Source organism: Enterococcus sp. DIV0546, assembly GCF_051712785.1.
Taxonomy (GTDB): Bacteria; Bacillota; Bacilli; order Lactobacillales; family Enterococcaceae; genus Enterococcus; species Enterococcus faecalis.
Map to the genome: position 1 here is coordinate 1,683,684 of NZ_JBIOPO010000001.1, position 21,666 is coordinate 1,705,349.

Sequence of the window (21,666 nt, forward strand, 5' to 3'; positions counted from 1 at the left end):
TTTCCAAAAAAAGAGTGACCTCATCCGTCAATGAAGTCACTCTTTCTTTGGATTTAACACTTATTCGTCAATGGCTGTTACATCAATGTTTAATTCAAACAATTGTAATGGAGAAACTAAACTTGGTGCGTTGTTCATTGGGTCAATTGCTTTCCCGTTTTTAGGGAAGGCAATCACTTCACGAATATTTTCTTCCCCAGCCAATAGCATTGCTAAGCGGTCTAGCCCTAAAGCAATCCCTCCATGTGGCGGGAAGCCGTAATCTAATGCGTCTAGCAAGAAACCAAATTGGTCTTGTGCTTCTTCTTTTGTAAAACCTAACGTTTCAAACATTTTTTCTTGTAATTCTCGTGTATGGATCCGTAATGAGCCACCGCCTAATTCGTAGCCGTTTAAGACAACATCGTAAGCTTCAGCATACACAGAGGCTGGGTCTGTTGCTAAGCGGGCCACATCCTCTGCTTTTGGTTGTGTAAATGGATGATGAGCAGAAACATAGCGACCAGCTTCTTCATCATATTCAAACAACGGCCAATCCACAATCCATAGGAAATTGAATTTCGATTCATCAATTAAACCTAATTCTTTACCTAAACGTGTACGTACCGCACCTAAAGCAGCGGCTACGATTTCAGGTTTATCGGCACCAAACATTAAAATATCACCGACTTCTGCATTGGTAGCAGCAATTAATTCATCACTAACTTCTGTTAAGAATTTAGCAATCGGTCCTTTTAAGCCATCTTCTTCAACTTTTAACCAAGCTAAGCCTTTTGCGCCAAATTGACTCACATACTTACCTAAGTTATCCATATCTTTACGAGAATACTTATCTGCGGCGCCTTTTGCATTCAAAGCCTTCACATGTCCGCCATTTTCCAACGCTGCTTGGAAAACTTTGAAGTCTACGTCTTTCACTACATCTGCAACATCAATTAATTCCATAGCAAAACGAGTGTCGGGTTTATCGCTACCATAGCGTGCCATCGCTTCGTCATAGCTCATTCGTGGAAACGGAACAGAAATCTCAATTCCTTTTGTCTCTTTCATCACTTCAGCCAACATATTTTCTGTATATGTTTGAATTTCTTCTGGTGTTAAAAAGGTCGTTTCGATATCGATTTGTGTAAATTCTGGCTGACGGTCGCCTCGTAAATCTTCATCACGGAAACAGCGAACGATTTGGTAATAGCGATCGAAGCCTGCCCCCATTAATAATTGTTTAAAGAGTTGTGGTGATTGTGGTAAAGCATAAAAATGACCGGCATGGACACGAGAAGGAACCAAATAATCGCGAGCGCCTTCTGGTGTTGATTTGCCTAAATAAGGAGTTTCAATGTCTAAAAAGTCATGATTATCTAAATAGTGACGGATTGTTTTCGTTACTTGGTGACGTAATTTAATGTTGTTTGTCATTGATGGACGACGCAAATCTAAATAACGATATTTCATGCGCAATTCGTCATTAACGTTATTGTCATCTTCAATGGTAAATGGCGTTGTTTTCGCAGTATTTAAAATCGTAATGTCAGTCGCCATCACTTCAAACTCGCCAGTTTTCATTTTGGGATTAATCGCTTCTTTATCACGATAAACGACTTGACCTTTAACTTCGATGACGTATTCACTACGACATTTATCAGCAATTTCCCATGCTTCTTTTGACTTTTCTGGGTTAAAGACCACTTGGACGATTCCTTCACGGTCACGTAAATCAATAAAGATAACGCCTCCTAAGTCACGACGTTTTTGAACCCATCCTTTTAATACAACTTCTTTTTCAATAAATTCGGCAGATACATTGCCGCAATAGGTTGTGCGTTTTGCCATTTCTCAATCTCTCCTTTTTATTCTTCAATCATTTTTGTCATCATTTCGTCATACACTTCATCAAATGAATCATGAATAGCACTTAACGGGAAGGCTTTTTCTTCGCGTGTTGCCATTGATTTTACGTTGACAATGCCTTCATTCAATTCATTTTCACCGATTGTTAAAACTAATTTTGCTTGTAATTTATCGGCCGTTTTAAATTGCGCTTTTGGTTTGCGATTCATGTAATCACGATCAGCTGAGAAACCAAAGTTACGAATGCTTTGAACAAGTTGCAAAGCTGCGACGTTGGTTTCTGAACCAATCCCAACCACATATGCGTCTAATTCAGATAACGCTGGAATCACAACTTCTTCAGCTTCCATTGTTAACAACACTCGCTCAATGCCCATACCAAAACCAAAACCTGGTGTGTCTGGGCCGCCTAATTCTTCAACTAAACCATTGTATCGGCCTCCTGCACAAATAGTTGATTGCGCCCCCATTTTAGGCGCTTCACTCATAATTTCAAAAATTGTGTGTGTGTAATAATCCAGGCCGCGAACCATATTACTATCAATTTCATAAGGAATTTCTAGTAAATCTAACATATCAGTTACTGCTTCAAAATGTGCTTTAGATGGTTTATTTAAATAATCTAAAATGGAGGGCGCTTCTGCGACAATCACCTTATCTTTTTTATCTTTGCTGTCTAACACCCGCAATGGATTTTCGTGTAAGCGACGTTGTGAATCCTCGCTTAATTCTGCCATATGGGGCTCTAAATAATCGATTAATGCTTGACGGTACGTAGCACGTGTTTCTTTATCCCCCAAGGAATTAATAACTAATTTGATTTGTTGGATGCCTAATTGTTTGAAGAAGTCCAAAGCCATAGCCATGATTTCAACATCCAATGCTGGGTTTTCACTACCAAATGCTTCCACACCAATTTGATGGAATTGACGCAAACGACCAGCTTGTGGGCGTTCATAGCGGAACATCGGCCCCATGTAATAGGTTTTATATGGTTTCGTATATTCCGGACCATATAATTTATTTTCAACGAAGGCCCGAACAATTGGTGCTGTCCCCTCAGGACGGAGCGTCACGTGACGGTCTCCTTTATCATAAAAATCATACATTTCTTTTGAAACAATATCTGTAGTATCGCCAACACTGCGAGATATCACTTCATAATGTTCAAAAATCGGGGTTCTGATTTCTTGGTATTGATAATCTTTAAAAATCAAACGAGCTGTTTCTTCCACAAATTGCCATTTTTCAGAAGTTCCTGGCAAAATATCGTTTGTTCCTTTTGGTTTTTGATAACTCATTGTCTTTCTCTCCTTCTATCATTCCACAAAAATGTGTGCGCCATTTTCTTTTTTCTAAAAATGAAAAAAGCCCTTGTATGTTGAACATACAAGGGCGTAAAAGTCTCTTTTACACGGTACCACCTAGTTTTGAAAGATTTTACTCTTTCCTCAACGATTAACGCTCGTAACGGGACGGCTTTTCTTCCGTCCATCTCCAGAATGTCTTTCACTTTCACTGTTGAAGTTGCTCTCAGCCACGGCAACTCTCTCTTCGCAGACAGATGAAACTTACTCGTTCCTTCGTAGATTTTTAATATTATCTATAAACTACTAAAGTTCTCTTAGAAAGTCAAGGGGTTCCGACAGGAAAATCAATTATTTTTCTCGTGTATCAATCACAATGGTCACTGGACCATCATTGGTCAACGACACTTGCATATCCGCGCCAAATTCTCCTGTGGCTACCGCTATTCCTTCTGCTTCTAATTGTTGATTAAATAATTCATACAAAGGAATCGCCACATCTGGACGAGCCGCTTCAATAAAACTGGGACGATTGCCTTTTTTAGTTTTTGCATAGAGGGTAAATTGAGAGATACTTAGAATTGATCCTTCAATCTCTTGAATGCTGCGATTCATTTTTCCTTCGTCATCTTCAAAAACACGTAATTTACTGATTTTGCCAACAACATAAGCCACATCTTCTGGCGTGTCTTCTTGATGGATGCCCACTAGCACCATGAAGCCTTGTTTGATTTGTCCCACTATCTGCTCTTCTATCGCAACTTGTGCTTGACTAACTCTTTGAATAACTACTTTCATCTTTTTTGCCTCACTTTTAACACTTACCCATTGGTTCGACGAACACTATAAACATCTGGTACACTTTTAATTTTGTCAACGATGGTTTTTAAATGAGAAAGGTTTTGAATTTTCACAGTGACATGAATCTGGGCCATCTTATCTTTGGATGGACGAGCTTCAACGCCGACTAAATTTTTTGTCATCGAACTAATGACTTGTAAAACATCACTTAGTAAGCCACTACGATCATAGCCGTAAATCTCCAAATCGGCAGCGTATTCTTTGCGACTGTGCTCGGTATCTTCCCACTCAACTTCAATTAGACGTTGTGCTAATTCTTCTTGATGTTGTACGTTAGGACAGTCCGCACGATGAATTGAAACACCACGTCCTTTGGTAATGTAACCAACGATTTCATCACCAGGCACTGGATTACAACAGCGGCTTAAACGAATCAATAGGTTGTCCACCCCTTGAATCACGATGCCGCCTTCATGACGAACTTTCATTTTTTCTGATTCTTTTTTAGCTGGCTGATTTAGCAACTCTTCTGCTTCTTGACGTTGGCGTTCCAACTCTTGTTCGCGGCGTTCTTTTTCTGTTAAACGATTGCACACTACTTGCGCACTTACTTCGCCATAACCTACTGCCGCAAATAAATCATCTTCCGTTTGAAATTTAAATTTATCTAGCACTTCCGCCATTTTATTCTTCGTTAAAAATTCTTTTGGTGTAAAGCCGATTTCTGTCATGTATTTAATGACAGCATCATGCCCTTTAATAATGTTATCTTCACGGTCTTGTTCTTTAAAGAAACGTTTGATTTTATTTTTGGCTTTACTTGTTTTAACCATTTTCAGCCAGTCGCGGCTAGGTCCGAAAGAATTCGGTGATGTTAGGACTTCAATAATATCCCCATTTTTTAGGACATAGTCTAACTGTACCATTTTGCCGTTGACTTTCGCACCGGTTGTTTTATTCCCAATTTCAGTATGGATACTGTAAGCAAAATCTAGTGGTCCGGAGCCTTTTGGCAGTTCGGTTACATCTCCACTTGGCGTAAAGACATAGACTTTGTCGCTAAAAATGTCTTCTTTCACACCTTGCATAAATTCAGAAGCATCATAGCTTTCATCTTGTAATTCAATAATTTCATGGAACCAATCGACTTGCTTCGTCAGTTCATCTGTTTCAATTTTTTCCGCTTTGCCTTCTTTATAGGCCCAGTGAGCCGCTACCCCAAATTCGGCGATTTGGTGCATCTCATGGGTCCGAATTTGGACCTCTACTGGATTCCCTTTTGGCCCAATAACTGTCGTATGGATAGATTGATACATATTCGCTTTTGGCATAGCAATATAATCTTTAAAGCGACCTGGCATTGGTGTCCAACGTGTATGAATCGCCCCTAACACGGCATAGCAATCTTTAATGGAATCGACAATAACACGAATGGCTAATAAGTCATAGATTTCATTAAACTGTTTCTTTTGGTCCTTCATTTTACGATAGATTGAATAAATATGTTTTGGTCGACCATATATTTCTGCGTAAATTTCTAAATCTTCCGTAGCTAAACGAATATCTTCGACTGCTTCTGCCACATAAGCTTCACGTTCATCGCGTTTGCTTTGCATCAAATTAACAATTCGATAGTATTGGTTGGGGTTAATATAACGTAAGGCAGTATCTTCTAATTCCCATTTAATTCGACTAATCCCTAAGCGATGTGCTAAAGGCGCATAAATTTCTAAAGTTTCTTGTGCAATCCGTCGTTGCTTATCTTCACGTAAATGTTTTAATGTGCGCATATTGTGCAAACGATCGGCTAGTTTCACCATAATGACCCGTAAATCTTGCGCCATTGCCAATAACATTTTCCGATGGTTTTCGGCTAATTGTTCTTCATGAGATTTATATTTAATTTTTCCTAGTTTCGTTACGCCATCGACTAACATTGCGATGTCTTCGCCAAATTCTTCTTTTAAATCGTCCAGTGTTACGTCCGTATCTTCGACAACATCATGTAAAAATCCTGTTGCTACAGTATGGGGATCCATATGTAATTCAGCCAGAATGCCTGCCACTTGAATCGGATGGATGATGTAAGGTTCACCTGATTGTCGGACTTGACCTTCGTGTGCTTTTTCAGCATAAGTTAATGCTTTTTGAACCAACTCAACATGTTCTGGTCCCATATAGGTACTTACAATTTTGATGACCGCTGGGCCTGTCAGTATTTCTTCTTTTGGCATGGTATTCACTCCTCTATGAAGGTGACCTTTGGATAAAGAACACTTCGTTCACTTTTTATCTATTTTAATAAAAAAGAAAAGTACCACTTGAAACAGTAGCACTTTCAACAACTCTATTATACTAAATTTCCCTTAAATTTCAATCACTGTCGCTTTTTTACTCTCTGTTTATTCAAAGAGAATGCCTACAAGAATTTTACAGGCGGGCTTTCGTTTAATTTAAAAGTTCCATTTGGTAGCTAACTGCACTTAAAAGATACAACGGTGCTGTTTCTGCTCGTAAAATTCTCGGACCCAACCCACAAAGTTTCGCCCCAGCCTGCAGAAATTGTTCAATTTCTTGCGGTGCAAAGCCACCTTCAGGTCCAAAGAGCACACACAAACGTGCGCCTGGCTGGCAAGTGGATAATACTTGTGCTAATTGACTTTTTTCTCCTTGTTTTGCTGATTCTTCATACGCAACCAAGACTGTGTCATATGAGTCAAATTGCGCAATGATTTCTTGTGTTTTTTCCACCAAAGAAACACTTGGTGTCTGCTGCCGATGCGATTGCTCCGCCGCTTCTGTGGCAATTTTTTGTAATCTTTTTTCTTTGGCTGCTCTTTTTTTGTGGTCCCATTTGACAACGGAAGTTTTCGCAGGAAAGCCGATAAACTGATTGCCACCTAGCTCCGTGCCTTTTTGAACAATCCATTCTAGCTTGTCCCCTTTTGGTAACCCACACGCAATCGTCACTTCAATTGGCAATTCTTTGTCCATTTCTTCTTTACTAATTTCTTTAAAGTAAACAGATGTTGAATCAATTTCCACAATCTCAGCTAAAATGGCAGTTTTATTTTGAAATACTAAATAACAACGATCATTCGGCGTCATTCGCATAACTCGCACAATATGATGATAGTTTTCATCTGCGACTTTATACAAATCTTTTTCTTGATAATCTTCTTTCATGAAATACCGTTGCATTTTACTCTTCCTCTGGTTTCTTCAAGATAATCGCATACCAATCGCCTTGATTAAAGAGTTGGTCCACCACAAACCCGACTTTCGTTAGTGCTTCTAAAACCATTGCTTTTTTATCTTCAATAATTCCAGAAATAATGAAGGTACCGTCTTGTTTTAGCAAACGCCAAGCATCTTCAATCATTAACACAATAATATCTGCCAAAATATTTGCGACGATTACATCAGCAGAATGGTCAATCCCTTTTAGTAAATCATTGGCTGACACATGAACATCGGCCGCAATGGGATTTAAATCCATATTTTCTTTTGCCGCTGCAACTGCTACTTCATCTAAATCATATGCGTAGACGTCTTTAGCCCCTAAATAGCGACTTGCAATACTCAAAACACCAGAGCCCGTTCCTACATCTAGAACTGTTTCGCCACCACGTAAAACAGTTTCTAAAGCTTGCAAGGTTAAACGAGTCGTTGGATGCGTGCCTGTACCGAAAGCCATGCCCGGATCCAATGTGATAATTTTTTCTGCTTCATCTTGTGCGTGATAGGCTTCCCAACTTGGCACAATCGTTAAGAATCGTGTGACACGGACAGGATGATAATATTTTTTCCAAGCAGTTGCCCAGTCGCTTTCTGCTACTTCACTAATTGTCATTTCGTTTTTACCAATGGATAAGCCGTACTCAGGCAAGCGTAAAATATTTTCTTTCATAAATGGTAAAATTTCTGGTAAGAAGGTTGTTTCAGGAAAATAAGCCATCACAATCGCCCCTTCTTTAATGTGGGTGAATTGCTCTTTATCTAAAATTTCCCCATACAGATCACTTTCAAAATTTTCAATGTCCAACGCATCTTCAATGGCCACACCACTTGCGCCAGCTTCCATCATAATGTTTGAAATTGCTTCAACTGCTTCGCTAGCCGTTTCTACTTTTACTTCTGTCCACTTCATGTTCTCACCTCTAAATTAATAACTTGGATACGCAATCCATTGTTCTTTTTCTGTTTCTGCCACTTTTTTAATCATCGCTTCAAAATCTGCTGGCTCCCAATGCAATTCAAAAACTTCCGCTGTTTCATCTGATAAAAAGTCTAACAAATCACTTTGCCCTTCATCTAAAACCACTTTTAAATAGTGAATGAATCCGTCTAAAACTGCTTTGCGTAGCCCTTTTTTTCCTTCATAAGGAATTGTGACTAAATACTCTTCGTCATCAACGACAGACTTTTGCGGATTGTAAAATAACAAACCATCTTCAAATTCAATGAATTCTTCTTCTGAAAGCGTACCATCAACATCATCAATCGCCACTTGCTCATTGTTTTCTGCATATAAACGAACAATGACTTCGATGGTATGGTTTTTGCGATCCCAATCAAGGCCTACTTCGTAATCTCCTAAGTGTTTTTCAAGTTGTTCCTCTAAGTATGTGAGCATTGTTGCTTTTTTCATTTTCTTCATCCTTCCAGCCAAAATCTATTTGGTCTACTGCTGTTCTTTTTTGTTTAGAAATATATGGATTGCCAGCCACGACGTATCTTAAAGGCAACTCTGTCCAACGACCTTTATTGGGAATTCCAATTCGTGGTAGTGCCTCAATTTTTTTCGGAAATTTTCGTTTTTCTGGCACGAGCCGTAACGAACTAGAAAAAATCGACTGCCCATATAATTGCTTATCAATTCCTAAGGCTGCAACTAATTTACCTGGTCCATTGGTCAATTCCACGCCTTGACGTCCTTGGCGATTTTCAATCATTTTATCGACACCTTCAACAGGTTCAATCGCGCGGATCATCACCCCTTGTGGTTTGCCTTGCTCTTGTGTCACCATATTTAAAATTAAATGCGTGTGCATAGTATATAAATAAATCGTGCCTGGTTTGTCATACATGGCTTGTAAGCGTGGCGTTTTTCTCAAGCCAAAGCTATGGGCCGCCTCATCATCAGGACCTAAATAAGCTTCTGCATCCACAATGTACCCACCTAAAACGCCTGTTGCTGTTTCGTGCTCTAAATACATCCCTAACAAGTATTGTGCCACTTCTTCAGTTGTTTTTGTGTTAAAGATATCTATCGTTTCTTTCATTTCTTTCACCACTCCCTATCATACACGAAACCTTCCGCTATATCCATCTAAAACCCAAAAAACCACCAAAAAGCGAATGTACGTTCTTTATGTTATAATAAGATGATTATGAAAAAGGAGGTCCTTTTATGCAACAACCTTTAGCCTATCGAATGCGACCTCGTCACTTAGACGAAGTAGTTGGTCAACAACATTTAGTCGGCCCTGGTAAAATTATTCGTCGGATGGTCGAAGCCAAAATGCTTTCATCGATGATTCTTTATGGGCCGCCTGGCACTGGAAAAACCAGTATTGCCAGCGCAATCGCTGGTTCAACAAATTATGCCTTTCGCATGTTGAACGCGGCCACAGACACTAAAAAAGATTTACAAATCGTTGCTGAAGAAGCCAAAATGAGTGGCACAGTGATTTTACTGCTTGATGAAATTCACCGATTAGATAAAACAAAACAAGATTTTTTGCTCCCTCATTTAGAAAACGGACGAATTATTATGATTGGAGCCACTACCGAAAATCCATATATTACAATTAACCCTGCGATTCGTAGTCGCACGCAAATTTTTGAAGTAAAGCCCTTAACAGAAACAGACATTCAGCAAGCGATTCAAGAAGCCTTAACCGATAGCACACGTGGCTTAGGCGATTATCCCGTCCACTTAGAAGAAAAAGCATTACAACATTTGACACGCGCAACGAACGGTGACTTACGTAGTGCGCTAAATGGACTAGAATTAGCTGTTAAATCAACACCAAAAAATGAACAAGGCGAAATTAAGATCACCTTACCGATTATTGAAGAGTGCGTGCAACGAAAAGCCTTAACCCATGATAAAGATGGCGATGCCCATTATGACGTGATTTCCGCTTTCCAAAAGTCAATTCGAGGAAGCGATGTAGATGCTGCACTTCATTATTTGGGTCGCTTAGTTGAAGCAGGTGATTTACCGATTATTTGTCGTCGTTTAATGGTCATTGCTTACGAGGATATCGGTCTTGGGAATCCTGCGGCCGCCGCTCGGACAGTCACCGCTGTTCAAGCCGCCGAAAAGCTAGGGTTTCCAGAAGCTAGGATTCCTCTAGCCAGTGTCGTCATTGATTTATGTTTATCGCCAAAATCAAATTCTGCAGTCACAGCGATTGATGCTGCTTTGGCAGATATTCGACAAGGCTCTGCGGGAGACGTTCCTGATCATTTGCGTGATGCCCACTATGCTGGAGCCAAAGAATTAAACCGTGGTATTGGTTATCAATACCCACATAATTTTGAAAACGGTTGGGTCAATCAGCAATACTTACCTGACAAATTAAAAGAGGCACGTTATTACGAACCGATTGATATTGGTAAATATGAACAAGCCTTACATCAGCAACTCAAGCGTATCCAAGAATGGAAACAGAAAAAATAACAAAATAATACGCTTTCAAAAAAAGAAACAATCTCGTTGCCGATTTTGAGAGAGTATGCTATTATAAAGATGGTAAATCTGTGATGTACGCGTTGTCCTTTCACTGTGTTGACCGAACATTTTTATTGATATCTAGGGATCCTGCTTGTATCAAAGTTGGTAACATGCCTTTTCTTTTGGTAGTTCAATACTGCGATCGAGGAACCCACCTGCTTATCTTGCGGGTTCAATACTCTAGGACGATTACCGGCATCGACGGATTTTACCATTTTTATGAAGATTTCTAAACAATTTGCTCTGGCAAGTTGTTTTTTTTTGGAGGACAAGATGATTCGTATACTCGTACTATTACTCGCCGTTGTCACAGGCGTAGCCAGTTATTATTTGATGAAGAAAAGTGCAGCTTTTTTACCACTCTTAAAAAAAGAAACTGCAACAGAAAGTCAACAGTTTATCGAACGTTTTGGGCGTTATTACTTGATTATCGCCATTCTAGGTGTTCTAGCGGCTATTTTTAATCGCCCGTTATTATCAATTGGTTTTATCTTTTTTGTTTTATTACTTTCAACGTTGTTTAGTTTAAATTTTGCAAAAAAAATGTCATAAAAGACGATGAATTTAAAGAGGTCGGGACAGAAGTGTTTAACTCCGAGAAATAAGAAGGAATTTCCGAAAATTGTTCTTTAATTTTTGGAGAATTTCGGCTTATTTCCGAAGGAGTTGCTTCTGTTTCCGCCGTTTACCAATTTTTAAGCCTGGGACAAAAATCCAAAGTGATTTTTGTCCCAGGTTCTTTTTTTACAAAAAAATGCCAATATTCAGAAAAAAAAGAAGCGGTTTCAGTTTCTTTTTTTCTTTGTTTGTTTTACAATTATTATAGAAACAATTAATGATTTTTTTTACGCTGAAAGGAGCGGTTATTATGTTACAACAATATCAAAAAATTATGATAGCAATCGATGGTTCTGACGAAGCAGACTTAGCCTTTAAAAAAGCGGTCAACGTCGCTAAACGAAACGATGCTGAATTACTATTAGCACATGTTGTTGATACGCGCTCTTTCCAATCAGTGTCCTCTTTTGATGGTGCGCTAGCAGAAGAAGCAATGTCAATGGCAAAAGAAACCTTAGACACCTACCAACAACAAGCGGTGGATATGGGACAAACAAAAGTCTCTAGCGTTCTAGCCTATGGTTCTCCTAAGAACATTATTGCCAAAGAATTACCAAAAGAATACAACATTGATTTAATTATGTTAGGAGCAACTGGATTAAATGCCGTTGAGCGTTTATTTATTGGCTCTGTCTCTGAGTCAGTTATCCGTAACGCTAGCTGCGATGTTCTCGTTGTACGGACGGATTTAGACAACAAATTACCAAAAAATGAAGAAAAATAAAGAATAAAAAGAAACTGAGCCAACTATCACTTTTGATAGTTGGCTCAGTTTCTCTTTATTGACCTATTAAGCACACCTTGTGAGAGCGTCTCACAAGGTGTGTTCGTTTAATTATTTTAGACGTTCTACGTCACGGGCAATCATTAACTCTTCGTCAGTTGGTACTAATAGAAGCTTGATTTTTGAATCATCAGTTGAGATAACTGCTTCTTCACCGTGTTCATTATTTTTGTCATCATCGATTTCACAACCAAACCAAGTCATGCCATCAATAATATCTTTACGAACGCCCACTGCATTTTCACCGATTCCAGCAGTAAAGACAATCGCATCAACGCCATTCATAACAGTGACATAGCTACCAATGTATTTACGAATACGATCGATAAAAATGTTGTATGCTGTTTGAACTTCAGGTTTATCTAAGTTTGATTGAATATCGCGCATGTCGCTTGATAAACCATTTGTTAAACCTAATAAACCAGATTTTTTGTTTAAAATATCAACCATGTCTTGTACATCAGTCAAGCCAAGTTTTGTCATTAAATAAGGCAATAGTGACGCATCAACATCCCCTGAACGAGTCCCCATTGTAACGCCAGCAAGGGGAGTGAAGCCCATCGATGTATCGACTGATTTACCACCATCAACTGCAGTGATTGAAGCACCATTTCCTAAGTGACAAGTGATAATTTTCAAGTCTTCAATTGGACGACCTAACATTTCTGCAGCACGTTGAGAGACATAACGATGACTTGTTCCATGTGCCCCATATTTACGTGCAGCAAATTTTTCATAGTATTCACGCGGTACACTATATAAATAGTTGTGTTCTGGCATTGTTGTGTGGAACGACGTATCAAAGACTGCCACGCTAATGATTTCTGGTAAGATATGTTTAAATGCTTTAATTCCCATTGCATTCGCTGGGTTGTGTAAAGGTGCTAATTCAGATAAAGCTTCAATTTTTTCTAATACTTCGTCTGTAATAACAACAGAATCTTTAAATTCTTCTCCACCAGCAACTACACGGTGACCAACACCAGTAATTTCATCATAAGAACCTAAAATGTTTAAGTCGATTAATTGGTCTAGTAACATTTTTACTGCCACTTCATGGTTATCAATATCAACAATTACTTCATATTTTTGTCCTTCACCATATTTAATTGTGAAGATAGAATCTTTTAAGCCAATACGTTCAACGATTCCTTTAGCGATCACTTCTTCATTTGGCATTTGGTATAATTGCCATTTTAAACTTGAACTACCTGCATTAATTGCAATTGTTTTAGACATAATTTTCTCCTCTTCGTTACTATTTTATTTTAAATTTGAAGCTTTCCAAGCTTCAAATTGTTTAAAGAACTCCGTTACTTTATTGATATCTTTCAAAGAGGCAAGTTTTGCTAACAAAACTTCCTTCACTTGCTCAGCATCTGCACCCTTGTTTTGAACAAGCAAGATACTTTTACGTGATTGTTCTGACTTAAACAATTCATCAGGTAACTGTATCATTCCTTGTAAATAGACATTTTTTGTCAACCAATTTTTAAAGAATTCACTTTGCTCAGTCTCTAAAATATTGGTCGGGATTAAGAATAAGCCAAACCCTGCTGGCTTCACGTATTTCATGGCTTGTTCCATTAATAAATGATGCGCATAACTATGGCCTTCCTCAGCAGCAGCAGAAAATCCCTTTGCTCGCTCATCATTTGGATAATAGCCAATCGGCAAGTCACTTAATGCTAAATCAACTGGATCCAATAACAAATCTTGCAATCCGTCTTGATGGAACAACTGAATATTGGCTTGTGACCAAGCATTGTTCACAGAAGATACTGCCAAAAGTGTTTCATCGATATCCACACCATAACCAGAAACTTTGTAACCAGCTGTTTCAAGGTTCAGCAGAACCGTTAACAGTAAATTTCCCATTCCTGAAGCAGGATCTAAAATTTTTAATGGCTCTGATTTATTTGTTAATTGTTCTACTAAATAAACAAACAAAAAGCCAATACCGTCTGGCGTCAATTGATGATTTGCTTGAAGCTGCTCTTTTCTCGTTCCTTTTAACAAAAGTAATTGGGACAAGCGTCGCACATCTTCAGGAGCTAAATCAATTTTTTTAATCGTATGATACAGCGTTTCTAATTGTTTCACTGTCTCTGGATTAGGTACTCCGTCAAGTACTCGTACTTGAAAATCATCTAAAATATTTTCACCATTTTCAATATACGCATCTAAAAAAGAAGTATCCAATGACTGTTGCAATAACTGGATTGCTTGTTCCATTGGCTCGAAAGCCTCTTCAATTTTTTCTGGGAACAAATTAGCACCTCTATTCTATTCAAAATGTAACAACTTCCATACCTGTTTTATTTTAACGAAAAAAGAAAGAATAATCAATGCCTTTACTGTCTTTCTTCTAAAATCTAATAATTTGTAGAAAAACAACGCTATTCCAGTATTGTTTCCGCTTTTTTTTGATGAGAAACTCTCTCTTGATATTGGTATTTTCGACCAGATTTGTTTAATAAAACAGTTATTCTTAATTGTTCATTTTTGTATGTATAATCGAGGGTCACTTGCGCGTATACGAGCCTTTCTTCTGTTTTTAACTTTCGTCTATTTTGTTTAACATCTGCAAGAAATAAATGAAGGATACTTTTCCCTGCATAGTATTCCTGGGTAGCTTGCGTAAATTTTTGTGTTAACTGACGTTCTTCTAGTAACTGAAGGGCGAGAAAACTCATCAAATAAACAAATGCCACGGCCGTGAACAATAAGTTTCCTGAATATTTTTGCCTCATTAAAATTCTCCCTTTATTGGAAAAGAACTATCAAATGTTTTTCCAGAAGTAAAAGTAACTTCCAAAGTAAACGATTGTTTTTCATTTTTAAACTGGCCATTTTTGATACCAATTAACAGCGGTTGATAGCCTTTACCATTGACTCGCTTAATAATTTTATCTTCTTTGATTTGAATTGAAATAGTCTTGTTTGTTTCTGAGTCGAGGAAAGAAATCTCTTGAGCAGAGCCTGTTTGGAAAACGAGCTTTTGACATTCTTTTTCTAATTGAATTAAAAAAATATGCCAGGATTTCGAATCATTGTTTTTCAAATATTGATTTCCGATAAAACTTTGTTGAATCATCAACTGAAACAATTGACACATACAACTTAAAACGACTAGTGCTACTAAACACTCTAACATCGTAAAACCCGCATATTTTTTATTGACCAATCAAAATCGCTCCTCTTGAATCTGTGACTTTTAGTATCCTTCTTCCATCGTTCTCCATCAAAGAAAATCGGTAAGTTTCTCCTTGATATATCCGCTCTTTGAAACGTAAATCACTCGTCTGCTCTAAAAATAAAATTGCTTCGTATCCTAGACGAGTGCGCGTTAATTCTTGCTCCCGTTGATAATTTTGCTGAATTAATTGTGTAATAGTCAGGGAGAATATCCCTGCTACCACACATACAATACTAAAACTAACGAGACTCTCTAATAAAATAAAACCGCTATAAATAGTTAATTTTCTTCGTATATTTGCCACTCCCCATCTGAAATTCCATAACAATTTAAGGAACAAAAAAATCATACAATACGCATTAAATAGCTGTTTTGTCATTTTTAATAATCTAAGATATGTAAATAATACCGCAAATCTGTGGTAAATTTTGTGGTAAAAATACACCTATGAGTATTTGACATTTTATTGAGTTTAGAATACGGCTAACTGAATTAGTTTGCCTAGAAGGCGACTACGAAAAAAAAGACCTTATTCTTAAAAGAATGGAGGTCTTTTTTGTATTATAATAATAATCACACCAACTGACTTTTAGACTTTTATTTCAATTTTGTAAGTCAATCGTTAGATATATCAATGGATAAGTAGAATATTTCATTCTATTCTCTTTTTGAGGTGAATACAATGAAAAAAATAATTAAACATTTTATGAAACCTGTTGAAGTTTTTGAAACATTAGATGATGATATTGGGATGTTTTTAATCATTTCTATTTGCACAGCTCTGATCTTTACTTTCTTTAGTAAATAAAAAATGTGTTAAATAAATTCTCAGATACTTTCCGCAGTATATCAAATTGGGAAGTCAAAAATATCTAAAAAAAATTGACTTTTCATACAACGTATTTTTATGGACCATACAGGACTCGAACTGCAGTGCAAAAAAATCAAGCTTTTTTAAGCGGCTTATTTCCTAAACTGAACTGGAGATAAGCCGTTTAATTTTTGCTTAATTCTACTATATGCTATACCAGTAAATATATTCGTGCAAACCCTGAATAAATTGTTTAACAAATTCAAACTAAAATAAAAAACTAAAACAAATTACTACAAAGAAATAATGTCCTTTACTAATTTTGCAAATTCAATATCTCCATTAAATGGATGAACATATTTGTAGACTTCCCCGCCATTTTCTAAAAAATAGTTTCTGTTTTCGTGTTCCAATTCTTCTATTGTTTCTAGACAGTCTACAACAAAACCTGGTGCAACAATTAATATATTTTTAATACCTTTTGATGGTAATTTTTTCAAGGTATCATCAGTTGCTGGTTTTAACCATTCAGATGGCCCAAATTTCGATTGATAGGTTTGATAATAACGAATATCTCCTAATTTATCCATTATTAATTTTGTTGTTTTAGTACATTCCTTCGGGTAGTTATCCCCATCTTTTACATAAGACATAGGAATTCCGTGGTATGAAAAAACGATAGCATCTATTGGACTTTCATTCAAAGCTTCATTTATTTTTTTTGAAAAGTAATCTATATACTGTGGATTATTGTAAAATGATCGAATAAATTTAATATCCACTATCCTATCACTTTTTATAAAATAATTCATAACGGAATCAAACACTGATCCTACCGTTGTCCCAGAGTATTGCGGATACATTGGTATGACATTGAGTTCTTCAATCTCTTTTGATAATAATGTATCTAGAGCAGTTTCTATACTCGGTTCACTATATGACATTCCGATTGTAACTTCCACTTCTGGACATATATTTTTCAAATTTTCCATTTGTTTCTCAGTATATTCCAAAAGAGGAAATCCATTTTCAGTACAAATTTTTTGATAGAGTTTTGCTGATTTTTTTGGACGTATATTCAAGATAATACCGTTCAAAATCGGTTTCCAAATTATAGGATGTATTTTTATTACTCTTCTATCTGATAAAAAAGTTTTTAAATACTTCCTTACTTCCGTCTTGGAAGAATCTTTTGGTGTTCCTAAATTCACTAAGAGAATTCCTGTTCTTTTCAAAATAATTCACTACCTGTCTAATTCTATTATCGACCATGATGAATTCGAACCATCGACCGAATAGTCATGAGCCATTTGCTCTAACCAGCTGAGCTAATGGTCCAAGTAATAACTAGCTTATTGGGGATAAAATAGTTCTTACTAGTTATAGCTTAATATATAACAATTTTACTTTACTGATTTTCAATTTTCAACAAAAAAACGACCACCTTATTGAGAAAAGGCGGTCTGCGTGAAAAAATAAGAGTTTAAATATGTATAGATATTTTACAATATCTATTTTTTGAGTTCAATATTTTTATGTAAAAAAAGCCGCCTCATTGGGGTAAGGCGACAAGAGGTAGTAATAAAATGAAAAATAAAATTGTTTGGTAAAGATATTTTACCTCTTTCTTTTTTTAATTTCAAGTTTTCATTTTACAAAACAATTGTATTTTATTTATAATTCAAATATACAACTGTATTAAAAACACCTACTAAACATACACAACTTGGGGAAGTATTGTGCGTCTTAAGTAGGTGTTTTCTATATACACAAGATAATTTCGTTTTAACTACTATGATAAATTCGAACCATCAACCTAATGGTCATGAGCCGTATGCTCTAACTAGCTAAGCTAACAATTTTTAAATAAAAAATAACAGATCCTTTAACATGTAAAGAATCTGTTTAGAAAAAAGAGTATGCCATAAATCCTTGTCTTAAGTTTAACACAAAGACCCTAATCTAAACTAGGGTCTTTTTATTGGTACATCGATAATAGTTTCTCATAACTAATTACTGTTTTTTCTTTTTTGTTTTTTGGCTTAGAACTGTCTATAATATTAATTACTGCTGAATTAATTAATAAAACAGCTATTATACCACTTCTAATTTCTTTTCTGTAAATAAATGATACTTTCTGTCCTTCTTCAAACTGTTTACTTTTATCTGATGGTATAACTTCTTTCCATGTTCCAAATCCCATATGATGATCTCCTTTCGTTTTCAACATTCAGAGCCTATCAATTTAATCTTATAAAAAAAACGTTCCAATTAAATTGGAACGTTTTACCAAAACCTTTATTATGCTTTAAAAATATTAACAGCTTGCATACCGCGCTGTCCTTCTTCAATATCAAAAGTTACTGCTTGTCCTTCTTCTAATGACTTAAAACCATCCGCTTGAATTGCTGAAAAATGAGCAAATACATCATTGCCATCTTCACCTGTAATAAATCCAAAACCTTTGTCTGAGTTAAACCACTTTACTGTACCGTTGTTCATATATGTTTCCTCCTTGTGCATACCCTGTATGCGATTTGTTGCAAAAAATGTTTGATAAGCAAAAGGAGAATTATAGTCTTATGTATAGCGCTCTCGTTACATGTCAAAATTGATTACTTATTTATAATACCATACTATTTCCTATAAAGCAAATGAGTGTATTAAAACATGATGGACCAATACTATAAAAAGGTTATAATCCATCTACTCTAGACATGAAATATAAATATACGATACAAAAACCCCCTTGCACAATTATGATACAAGGGGCCTGTAGTCTTTTACTACAAGTAATTGCTTTATTATTCTAGCAAATTAGTTTTGTTAATTCAACCAATAAAATCATTCACGACTTATTAACAAAATTGTGTTTGGCTTTAAATTAGAACTGGGATATTAAGGAATATCGCTAAAGTAGCTATACTACACTTTTCCACTTATTTAAAAGGAAACTGTTCTCAAGTAATAGTAGCTTAGAAATAGTCTAATTCTATTTTTATTAGGATAAATTCCGTACACATTATCCTTTTCATAAATTCAAGCTTAACCTTGTTATAAAAAAAGAAAATCGGTTATGATTAACAAGTAAAATCTAAAAAAAACACCTACCGCACAGTCAACTGCTTGGGGAAGTACGTGCATCTGTGGTAGGTGTTTTCTTATGTAATACAATAGCTTTAAACTAAGCTACTTATTAGTAAAATTAAAATGCTCCTACCTAAGAACTTGTCATAAGATAGGAGCACCTCTTTTCTAAATCGAAAAGAGTCATAATATGAAAAGGTAACTCTATTGTAAATGAGCTACCTCTAAATTTCAACTGATTTTGCAAAAAATCAATGGCTCAATGTTTGACCAGGATAAATCAAGTTAGGATTTGCTAATCCGTTTAATGCAGCTAAGGTTTGATAAGTCGTACCAAGCTTAGCTGCAATACTTGATAAATTATCACCGTATTGAACTGTGTAAATGTTGCTTACTACTGATCCATTTACTTTCAAAATTTGGCCAGGGTAAATAAGATTTGGATTTGTCAATCCATTTAATGCAGCCAATGTTTGATAGTTTGTTCCGTATTGATAAGCAATGCTTGATAATGTTTCGCCATATTGTACCACATGAGTCGCTTCTGGTTGTTTATCAGGAACAGTTGCCGCATCTGGCAATAATTCAATATCGCCTTTGCTAATCCATGACAAGATACCTTCTAGCAATACTCTGCTTCCAGTTACTTCTTGCACTTTATAGCTGTTTCCTTTTACCCAATCTGGAATAGCTTCGCCAGTTGCCCAAGCATCTACATTAAATTTTACTTTGACGGTATCACCAACTTTTACTGCAGAAGTAGGTGTTTTTTCAACTTCTTTACCTTCTTCAATAGCTGGTGTGTTTGTTTCTGGTTGGTTATTTTTTGTATAACCATTATCGGTAATACCTGTTAAATCAACGTTACCATCTAGCCCTCCTGCAACGTAGGTTGACGTGAACTGAAAAATACCGATATTTTCAAATGAAGGAAAATAATTGTAATTTGGATAAGGTGTCACTTCATAATCTGGATATTCTGCCATCCATAATTGATACTTCTTTGCAATTCGTGATAGATCATAAGCTGAAGTAAGATACCCTTTGTATCCGTAAAGCATCGGTGTATATCCAGCCTCTTTGATGTAGTCTAACGCCCATAGCGTTACATCCGTCGATTGAACGCCGTCTTCCGCATCTAAGGCGACAATTGATCCCTTTGGTGTTTGAACTTTAGGTAAAAAGTAATCTAATACTTGCTTTGCATTTTCATAGGTAAGAACATTTTGCCACCATACATACGTATGCGCTCGTTTACCTTGAGCAATCGTACTAGCTACTTGACTAGAATAAGTAACTTGATCATAAATCCCATAGTTGTTTTGCCCACCAATTTGTGAAATTGAGAATTTATCATGTGCATAACCAAATGTTGCTTGATACCCATTCCAAATAGACAAATCAACGCCTTGGTCTCCTTTTGCAGCAAATGTGCTAACTGGTGATACAAAAAATAAGACTACCAGTAATGTTGCCAATAGTTTCTTTTTCATTTATTTATCTCCTTTCCTATCTGATAATCCAGGTGTTGTGGGATCTGTCACAATACCTAGAATAGTTAGCACAACAAATAATGCATTAACAACATCTAGCAGTTGCTTATTAATCATTTCAATTTGAAATTTATATCCAAAAGGAACGGCTACTACTTGAATTAATAATAGAACTGCTGGAATAATCGAAAGCCAAAATTGTTTGTTCTTTATTCTTGATTTCCAATTAATCATTTTTATTTCCTCCAATCCCTCTAAAGAGGGTTTTATTTTGCTCTTCCAATCGGCTAATGCGTATTTCATGGTTATTTAAACGTTCAACAGCTTCCTTTAGTTCTTTCATGCTATCTTCTAATTGAGAAAAGACATGATAAAATTTCATTAATGCGAAAATAATTCCGCCTAAGAATGTAATCACTGCTAACCATTGTTCTACTGTTAAGTTCATCCTGCACCTACTTTCTACTTACAAGAAAAACCGCTTAGCTTTCGCTAAACGGTTCCCCACAAATTTTTGTGTATTCTTCTTTTGTTAAGCAATTCATATTCACGTAATCTACTAAATCTTGTTTTGTATAACAATTCCAATCATACAACTGTTTAATATTATCGAAACCTGGAAAAGCATTCGTTTTCATCTTATTCCGCTCCTTTCGTAAGTTCAGCGACTTGTTTCATCAATTCGCCAGTCATTCTTTGTGTTTGTTGAATAACTTGATTCTGCTGAGAAACTTGCTTCATTAATTCCGCATTTTGCTTTTGTAAAAGTTCCAATTCCGTAGGTGGCGTTGGCTCTGGTTCTGGCACATTATCAGGATCGTATATTAAGCTTGTTCCGTCCCAGCGATAATTAAAAAAATCTGTTGGCTCTTTTTCTACTTCAAGTTCAATTTTATTCGGTTGTTCCATTGTGGAATATCCGTCTAAATAACCTTGAATATCATCAATCCAAATTTTCATGTTCTCTTTCCTC

Annotated in this window: 26 protein-coding genes, 1 tRNA gene and 1 other RNA gene; 5 read left to right on the forward strand and 23 right to left on the reverse strand. The window is 36.4% G+C overall.

Going from position 1 to position 21,666, the window contains the following annotated elements; all coding sequences use genetic code 11:
* Nucleotides 1–60 precede the first annotated feature (60 nt).
* The 9 genes from aspS to IGJ24_RS08270 all read right to left on the reverse strand — a co-directional run bounded on the left by aspS (nucleotide 61) and on the right by IGJ24_RS08270 (nucleotide 9,241).
* Nucleotides 61–1,830, reverse strand: coding sequence for an aspartate--tRNA ligase (aspS, locus tag IGJ24_RS08230; RefSeq protein ID WP_002360034.1), 1,770 nt, complete (start codon nucleotides 1,828–1,830; stop codon nucleotides 61–63).
* 17 nt (nucleotides 1,831–1,847) lie between these two features.
* Entirely contained in the window at nucleotides 1,848–3,149 is a 1,302-nt protein-coding gene (gene hisS, locus IGJ24_RS08235; RefSeq protein WP_010825345.1) for a histidine--tRNA ligase, read from the reverse strand.
* Nucleotides 3,146–3,367 (reverse strand): hypothetical protein, encoded by a 222-nt coding sequence (locus tag IGJ24_RS08240; RefSeq protein WP_002383130.1) that lies wholly within the window; start codon nucleotides 3,365–3,367, stop codon nucleotides 3,146–3,148. Before IGJ24_RS08240 ends, hisS begins: the two co-directional genes overlap by 4 nt.
* Before the next feature lie 139 nt (nucleotides 3,368–3,506).
* Nucleotides 3,507–3,953 (reverse strand): D-aminoacyl-tRNA deacylase, encoded by a 447-nt coding sequence (gene dtd, locus IGJ24_RS08245; protein ID WP_002357080.1) that lies wholly within the window; start codon nucleotides 3,951–3,953, stop codon nucleotides 3,507–3,509.
* Nucleotides 3,954–3,976: 23 nt separating this feature from the next.
* Nucleotides 3,977–6,190 carry a RelA/SpoT family protein gene (locus IGJ24_RS08250; RefSeq protein ID WP_002357079.1) on the reverse strand — a complete coding sequence of 738 codons (2,214 nt, stop codon included), beginning with the start codon at nucleotides 6,188–6,190 and terminating at the stop codon, nucleotides 3,977–3,979.
* A 214-nt stretch (nucleotides 6,191–6,404) separates the two neighbouring features.
* Nucleotides 6,405–7,157, reverse strand: coding sequence for a 16S rRNA (uracil(1498)-N(3))-methyltransferase (locus tag IGJ24_RS08255; RefSeq protein ID WP_002357078.1), 753 nt, complete (start codon nucleotides 7,155–7,157; stop codon nucleotides 6,405–6,407).
* A gap of 1 nt (nucleotide 7,158) precedes the next feature.
* Nucleotides 7,159–8,106, reverse strand: a complete 948-nt coding sequence (gene prmA / locus IGJ24_RS08260; RefSeq protein WP_002357075.1) for a 50S ribosomal protein L11 methyltransferase — start codon at nucleotides 8,104–8,106, stop codon at nucleotides 7,159–7,161.
* A 15-nt stretch (nucleotides 8,107–8,121) separates the two neighbouring features.
* On the reverse strand, nucleotides 8,122–8,607 hold the full coding sequence (locus IGJ24_RS08265; RefSeq protein ID WP_002388170.1) for a DUF3013 family protein: 486 nt from the start codon (nucleotides 8,605–8,607) through the stop codon (nucleotides 8,122–8,124).
* Nucleotides 8,564–9,241, reverse strand: coding sequence for a DNA-3-methyladenine glycosylase (locus tag IGJ24_RS08270; protein ID WP_010708145.1), 678 nt, complete (start codon nucleotides 9,239–9,241; stop codon nucleotides 8,564–8,566). The genes IGJ24_RS08265 and IGJ24_RS08270 overlap by 44 nt, the downstream gene beginning before the upstream one ends.
* 128 nt (nucleotides 9,242–9,369) lie before the next feature.
* Between IGJ24_RS08270 and IGJ24_RS08275 the strand changes: the two genes are divergently transcribed.
* From IGJ24_RS08275 to IGJ24_RS08290, 4 genes are all read left to right on the forward strand, one after another.
* Entirely contained in the window at nucleotides 9,370–10,647 is a 1,278-nt protein-coding gene (locus tag IGJ24_RS08275) for a replication-associated recombination protein A (protein WP_129193819.1), read from the forward strand.
* Nucleotides 10,648–10,719: 72 nt separating this feature from the next.
* A non-coding RNA gene (gene ssrS, locus IGJ24_RS08280) (6S RNA) lies at nucleotides 10,720–10,913 on the forward strand.
* Nucleotides 10,914–10,920: 7 nt separating this feature from the next.
* Nucleotides 10,921–11,253 (forward strand): hypothetical protein, encoded by a 333-nt coding sequence (locus tag IGJ24_RS08285; RefSeq protein ID WP_104866481.1) that lies wholly within the window; start codon nucleotides 10,921–10,923, stop codon nucleotides 11,251–11,253.
* A gap of 316 nt (nucleotides 11,254–11,569) precedes the next feature.
* Nucleotides 11,570–12,043: a universal stress protein gene (locus tag IGJ24_RS08290; RefSeq protein ID WP_002357065.1), complete on the forward strand. Its 474-nt coding sequence runs from the start codon at nucleotides 11,570–11,572 to the stop codon at nucleotides 12,041–12,043.
* Between the two features lie 111 nt (nucleotides 12,044–12,154).
* Here IGJ24_RS08290 and IGJ24_RS08295 read toward each other — a convergent pair whose 3' ends face one another.
* The 5 genes from IGJ24_RS08295 to IGJ24_RS08315 all read right to left on the reverse strand — a co-directional run bounded on the left by IGJ24_RS08295 (nucleotide 12,155) and on the right by IGJ24_RS08315 (nucleotide 15,651).
* Nucleotides 12,155–13,342 carry an acetate/propionate family kinase gene (locus tag IGJ24_RS08295; RefSeq protein ID WP_289865401.1) on the reverse strand — a complete coding sequence of 396 codons (1,188 nt, stop codon included), beginning with the start codon at nucleotides 13,340–13,342 and terminating at the stop codon, nucleotides 12,155–12,157.
* A gap of 24 nt (nucleotides 13,343–13,366) precedes the next feature.
* Nucleotides 13,367–14,374, reverse strand: coding sequence for a class I SAM-dependent methyltransferase (locus IGJ24_RS08300; protein ID WP_289865400.1), 1,008 nt, complete (start codon nucleotides 14,372–14,374; stop codon nucleotides 13,367–13,369).
* Between the two features lie 128 nt (nucleotides 14,375–14,502).
* The gene (gene comGG / locus IGJ24_RS08305; RefSeq protein WP_002395221.1) at nucleotides 14,503–14,856 is read right to left on the reverse strand and encodes a competence type IV pilus minor pilin ComGG; all 354 of its coding nucleotides are present in this window, start codon (nucleotides 14,854–14,856) and stop codon (nucleotides 14,503–14,505) included.
* Nucleotides 14,856–15,290, reverse strand: coding sequence for a competence type IV pilus minor pilin ComGF (comGF, locus tag IGJ24_RS08310; RefSeq protein WP_025187790.1), 435 nt, complete (start codon nucleotides 15,288–15,290; stop codon nucleotides 14,856–14,858). The genes comGG and comGF overlap by 1 nt, the downstream gene beginning before the upstream one ends.
* On the reverse strand, nucleotides 15,280–15,651 hold the full coding sequence (locus IGJ24_RS08315) for a type II secretion system protein (protein WP_241408339.1): 372 nt from the start codon (nucleotides 15,649–15,651) through the stop codon (nucleotides 15,280–15,282). Before IGJ24_RS08315 ends, comGF begins: the two co-directional genes overlap by 11 nt.
* A 333-nt stretch (nucleotides 15,652–15,984) precedes the next feature.
* Between IGJ24_RS08315 and IGJ24_RS08320 the strand changes: the two genes are divergently transcribed.
* Nucleotides 15,985–16,110, forward strand: coding sequence for a hypothetical protein (locus IGJ24_RS08320; protein WP_002364184.1), 126 nt, complete (start codon nucleotides 15,985–15,987; stop codon nucleotides 16,108–16,110).
* A gap of 296 nt (nucleotides 16,111–16,406) precedes the next feature.
* Here IGJ24_RS08320 and hemH read toward each other — a convergent pair whose 3' ends face one another.
* The 9 genes from hemH to IGJ24_RS08365 form a co-directional block, all read right to left on the reverse strand.
* Complete coding sequence (gene hemH / locus IGJ24_RS08325; RefSeq protein ID WP_002364185.1) at nucleotides 16,407–17,348, reverse strand: ferrochelatase; 942 nt, start codon at nucleotides 17,346–17,348, stop codon at nucleotides 16,407–16,409.
* A 29-nt stretch (nucleotides 17,349–17,377) separates the two neighbouring features.
* Nucleotides 17,378–17,451, reverse strand: a tRNA-Ile gene (locus tag IGJ24_RS08330).
* 640 nt (nucleotides 17,452–18,091) lie between these two features.
* Nucleotides 18,092–18,343, reverse strand: coding sequence for a hypothetical protein (locus tag IGJ24_RS08335; RefSeq protein WP_002364188.1), 252 nt, complete (start codon nucleotides 18,341–18,343; stop codon nucleotides 18,092–18,094).
* 71 nt (nucleotides 18,344–18,414) lie between these two features.
* Nucleotides 18,415–18,615 (reverse strand): cold-shock protein, encoded by a 201-nt coding sequence (locus tag IGJ24_RS08340; protein WP_002357053.1) that lies wholly within the window; start codon nucleotides 18,613–18,615, stop codon nucleotides 18,415–18,417.
* Between the two features lie 836 nt (nucleotides 18,616–19,451).
* The gene (locus tag IGJ24_RS08345) at nucleotides 19,452–20,693 is read right to left on the reverse strand and encodes a LysM peptidoglycan-binding domain-containing protein (protein WP_002394567.1); all 1,242 of its coding nucleotides are present in this window, start codon (nucleotides 20,691–20,693) and stop codon (nucleotides 19,452–19,454) included.
* On the reverse strand, nucleotides 20,694–20,927 hold the full coding sequence (locus IGJ24_RS08350) for a phage holin (protein WP_002384371.1): 234 nt from the start codon (nucleotides 20,925–20,927) through the stop codon (nucleotides 20,694–20,696).
* Nucleotides 20,920–21,141, reverse strand: coding sequence for a hypothetical protein (locus IGJ24_RS08355; RefSeq protein WP_002364191.1), 222 nt, complete (start codon nucleotides 21,139–21,141; stop codon nucleotides 20,920–20,922). Before IGJ24_RS08355 ends, IGJ24_RS08350 begins: the two co-directional genes overlap by 8 nt.
* A 34-nt stretch (nucleotides 21,142–21,175) precedes the next feature.
* On the reverse strand, nucleotides 21,176–21,331 hold the full coding sequence (locus IGJ24_RS08360; RefSeq protein WP_002364192.1) for an XkdX family protein: 156 nt from the start codon (nucleotides 21,329–21,331) through the stop codon (nucleotides 21,176–21,178).
* 1 nt (nucleotide 21,332) lies between these two features.
* Nucleotides 21,333–21,653, reverse strand: coding sequence for a hypothetical protein (locus tag IGJ24_RS08365; protein ID WP_002389262.1), 321 nt, complete (start codon nucleotides 21,651–21,653; stop codon nucleotides 21,333–21,335).
* Nucleotides 21,654–21,666: the final 13 nt, after the last annotated feature.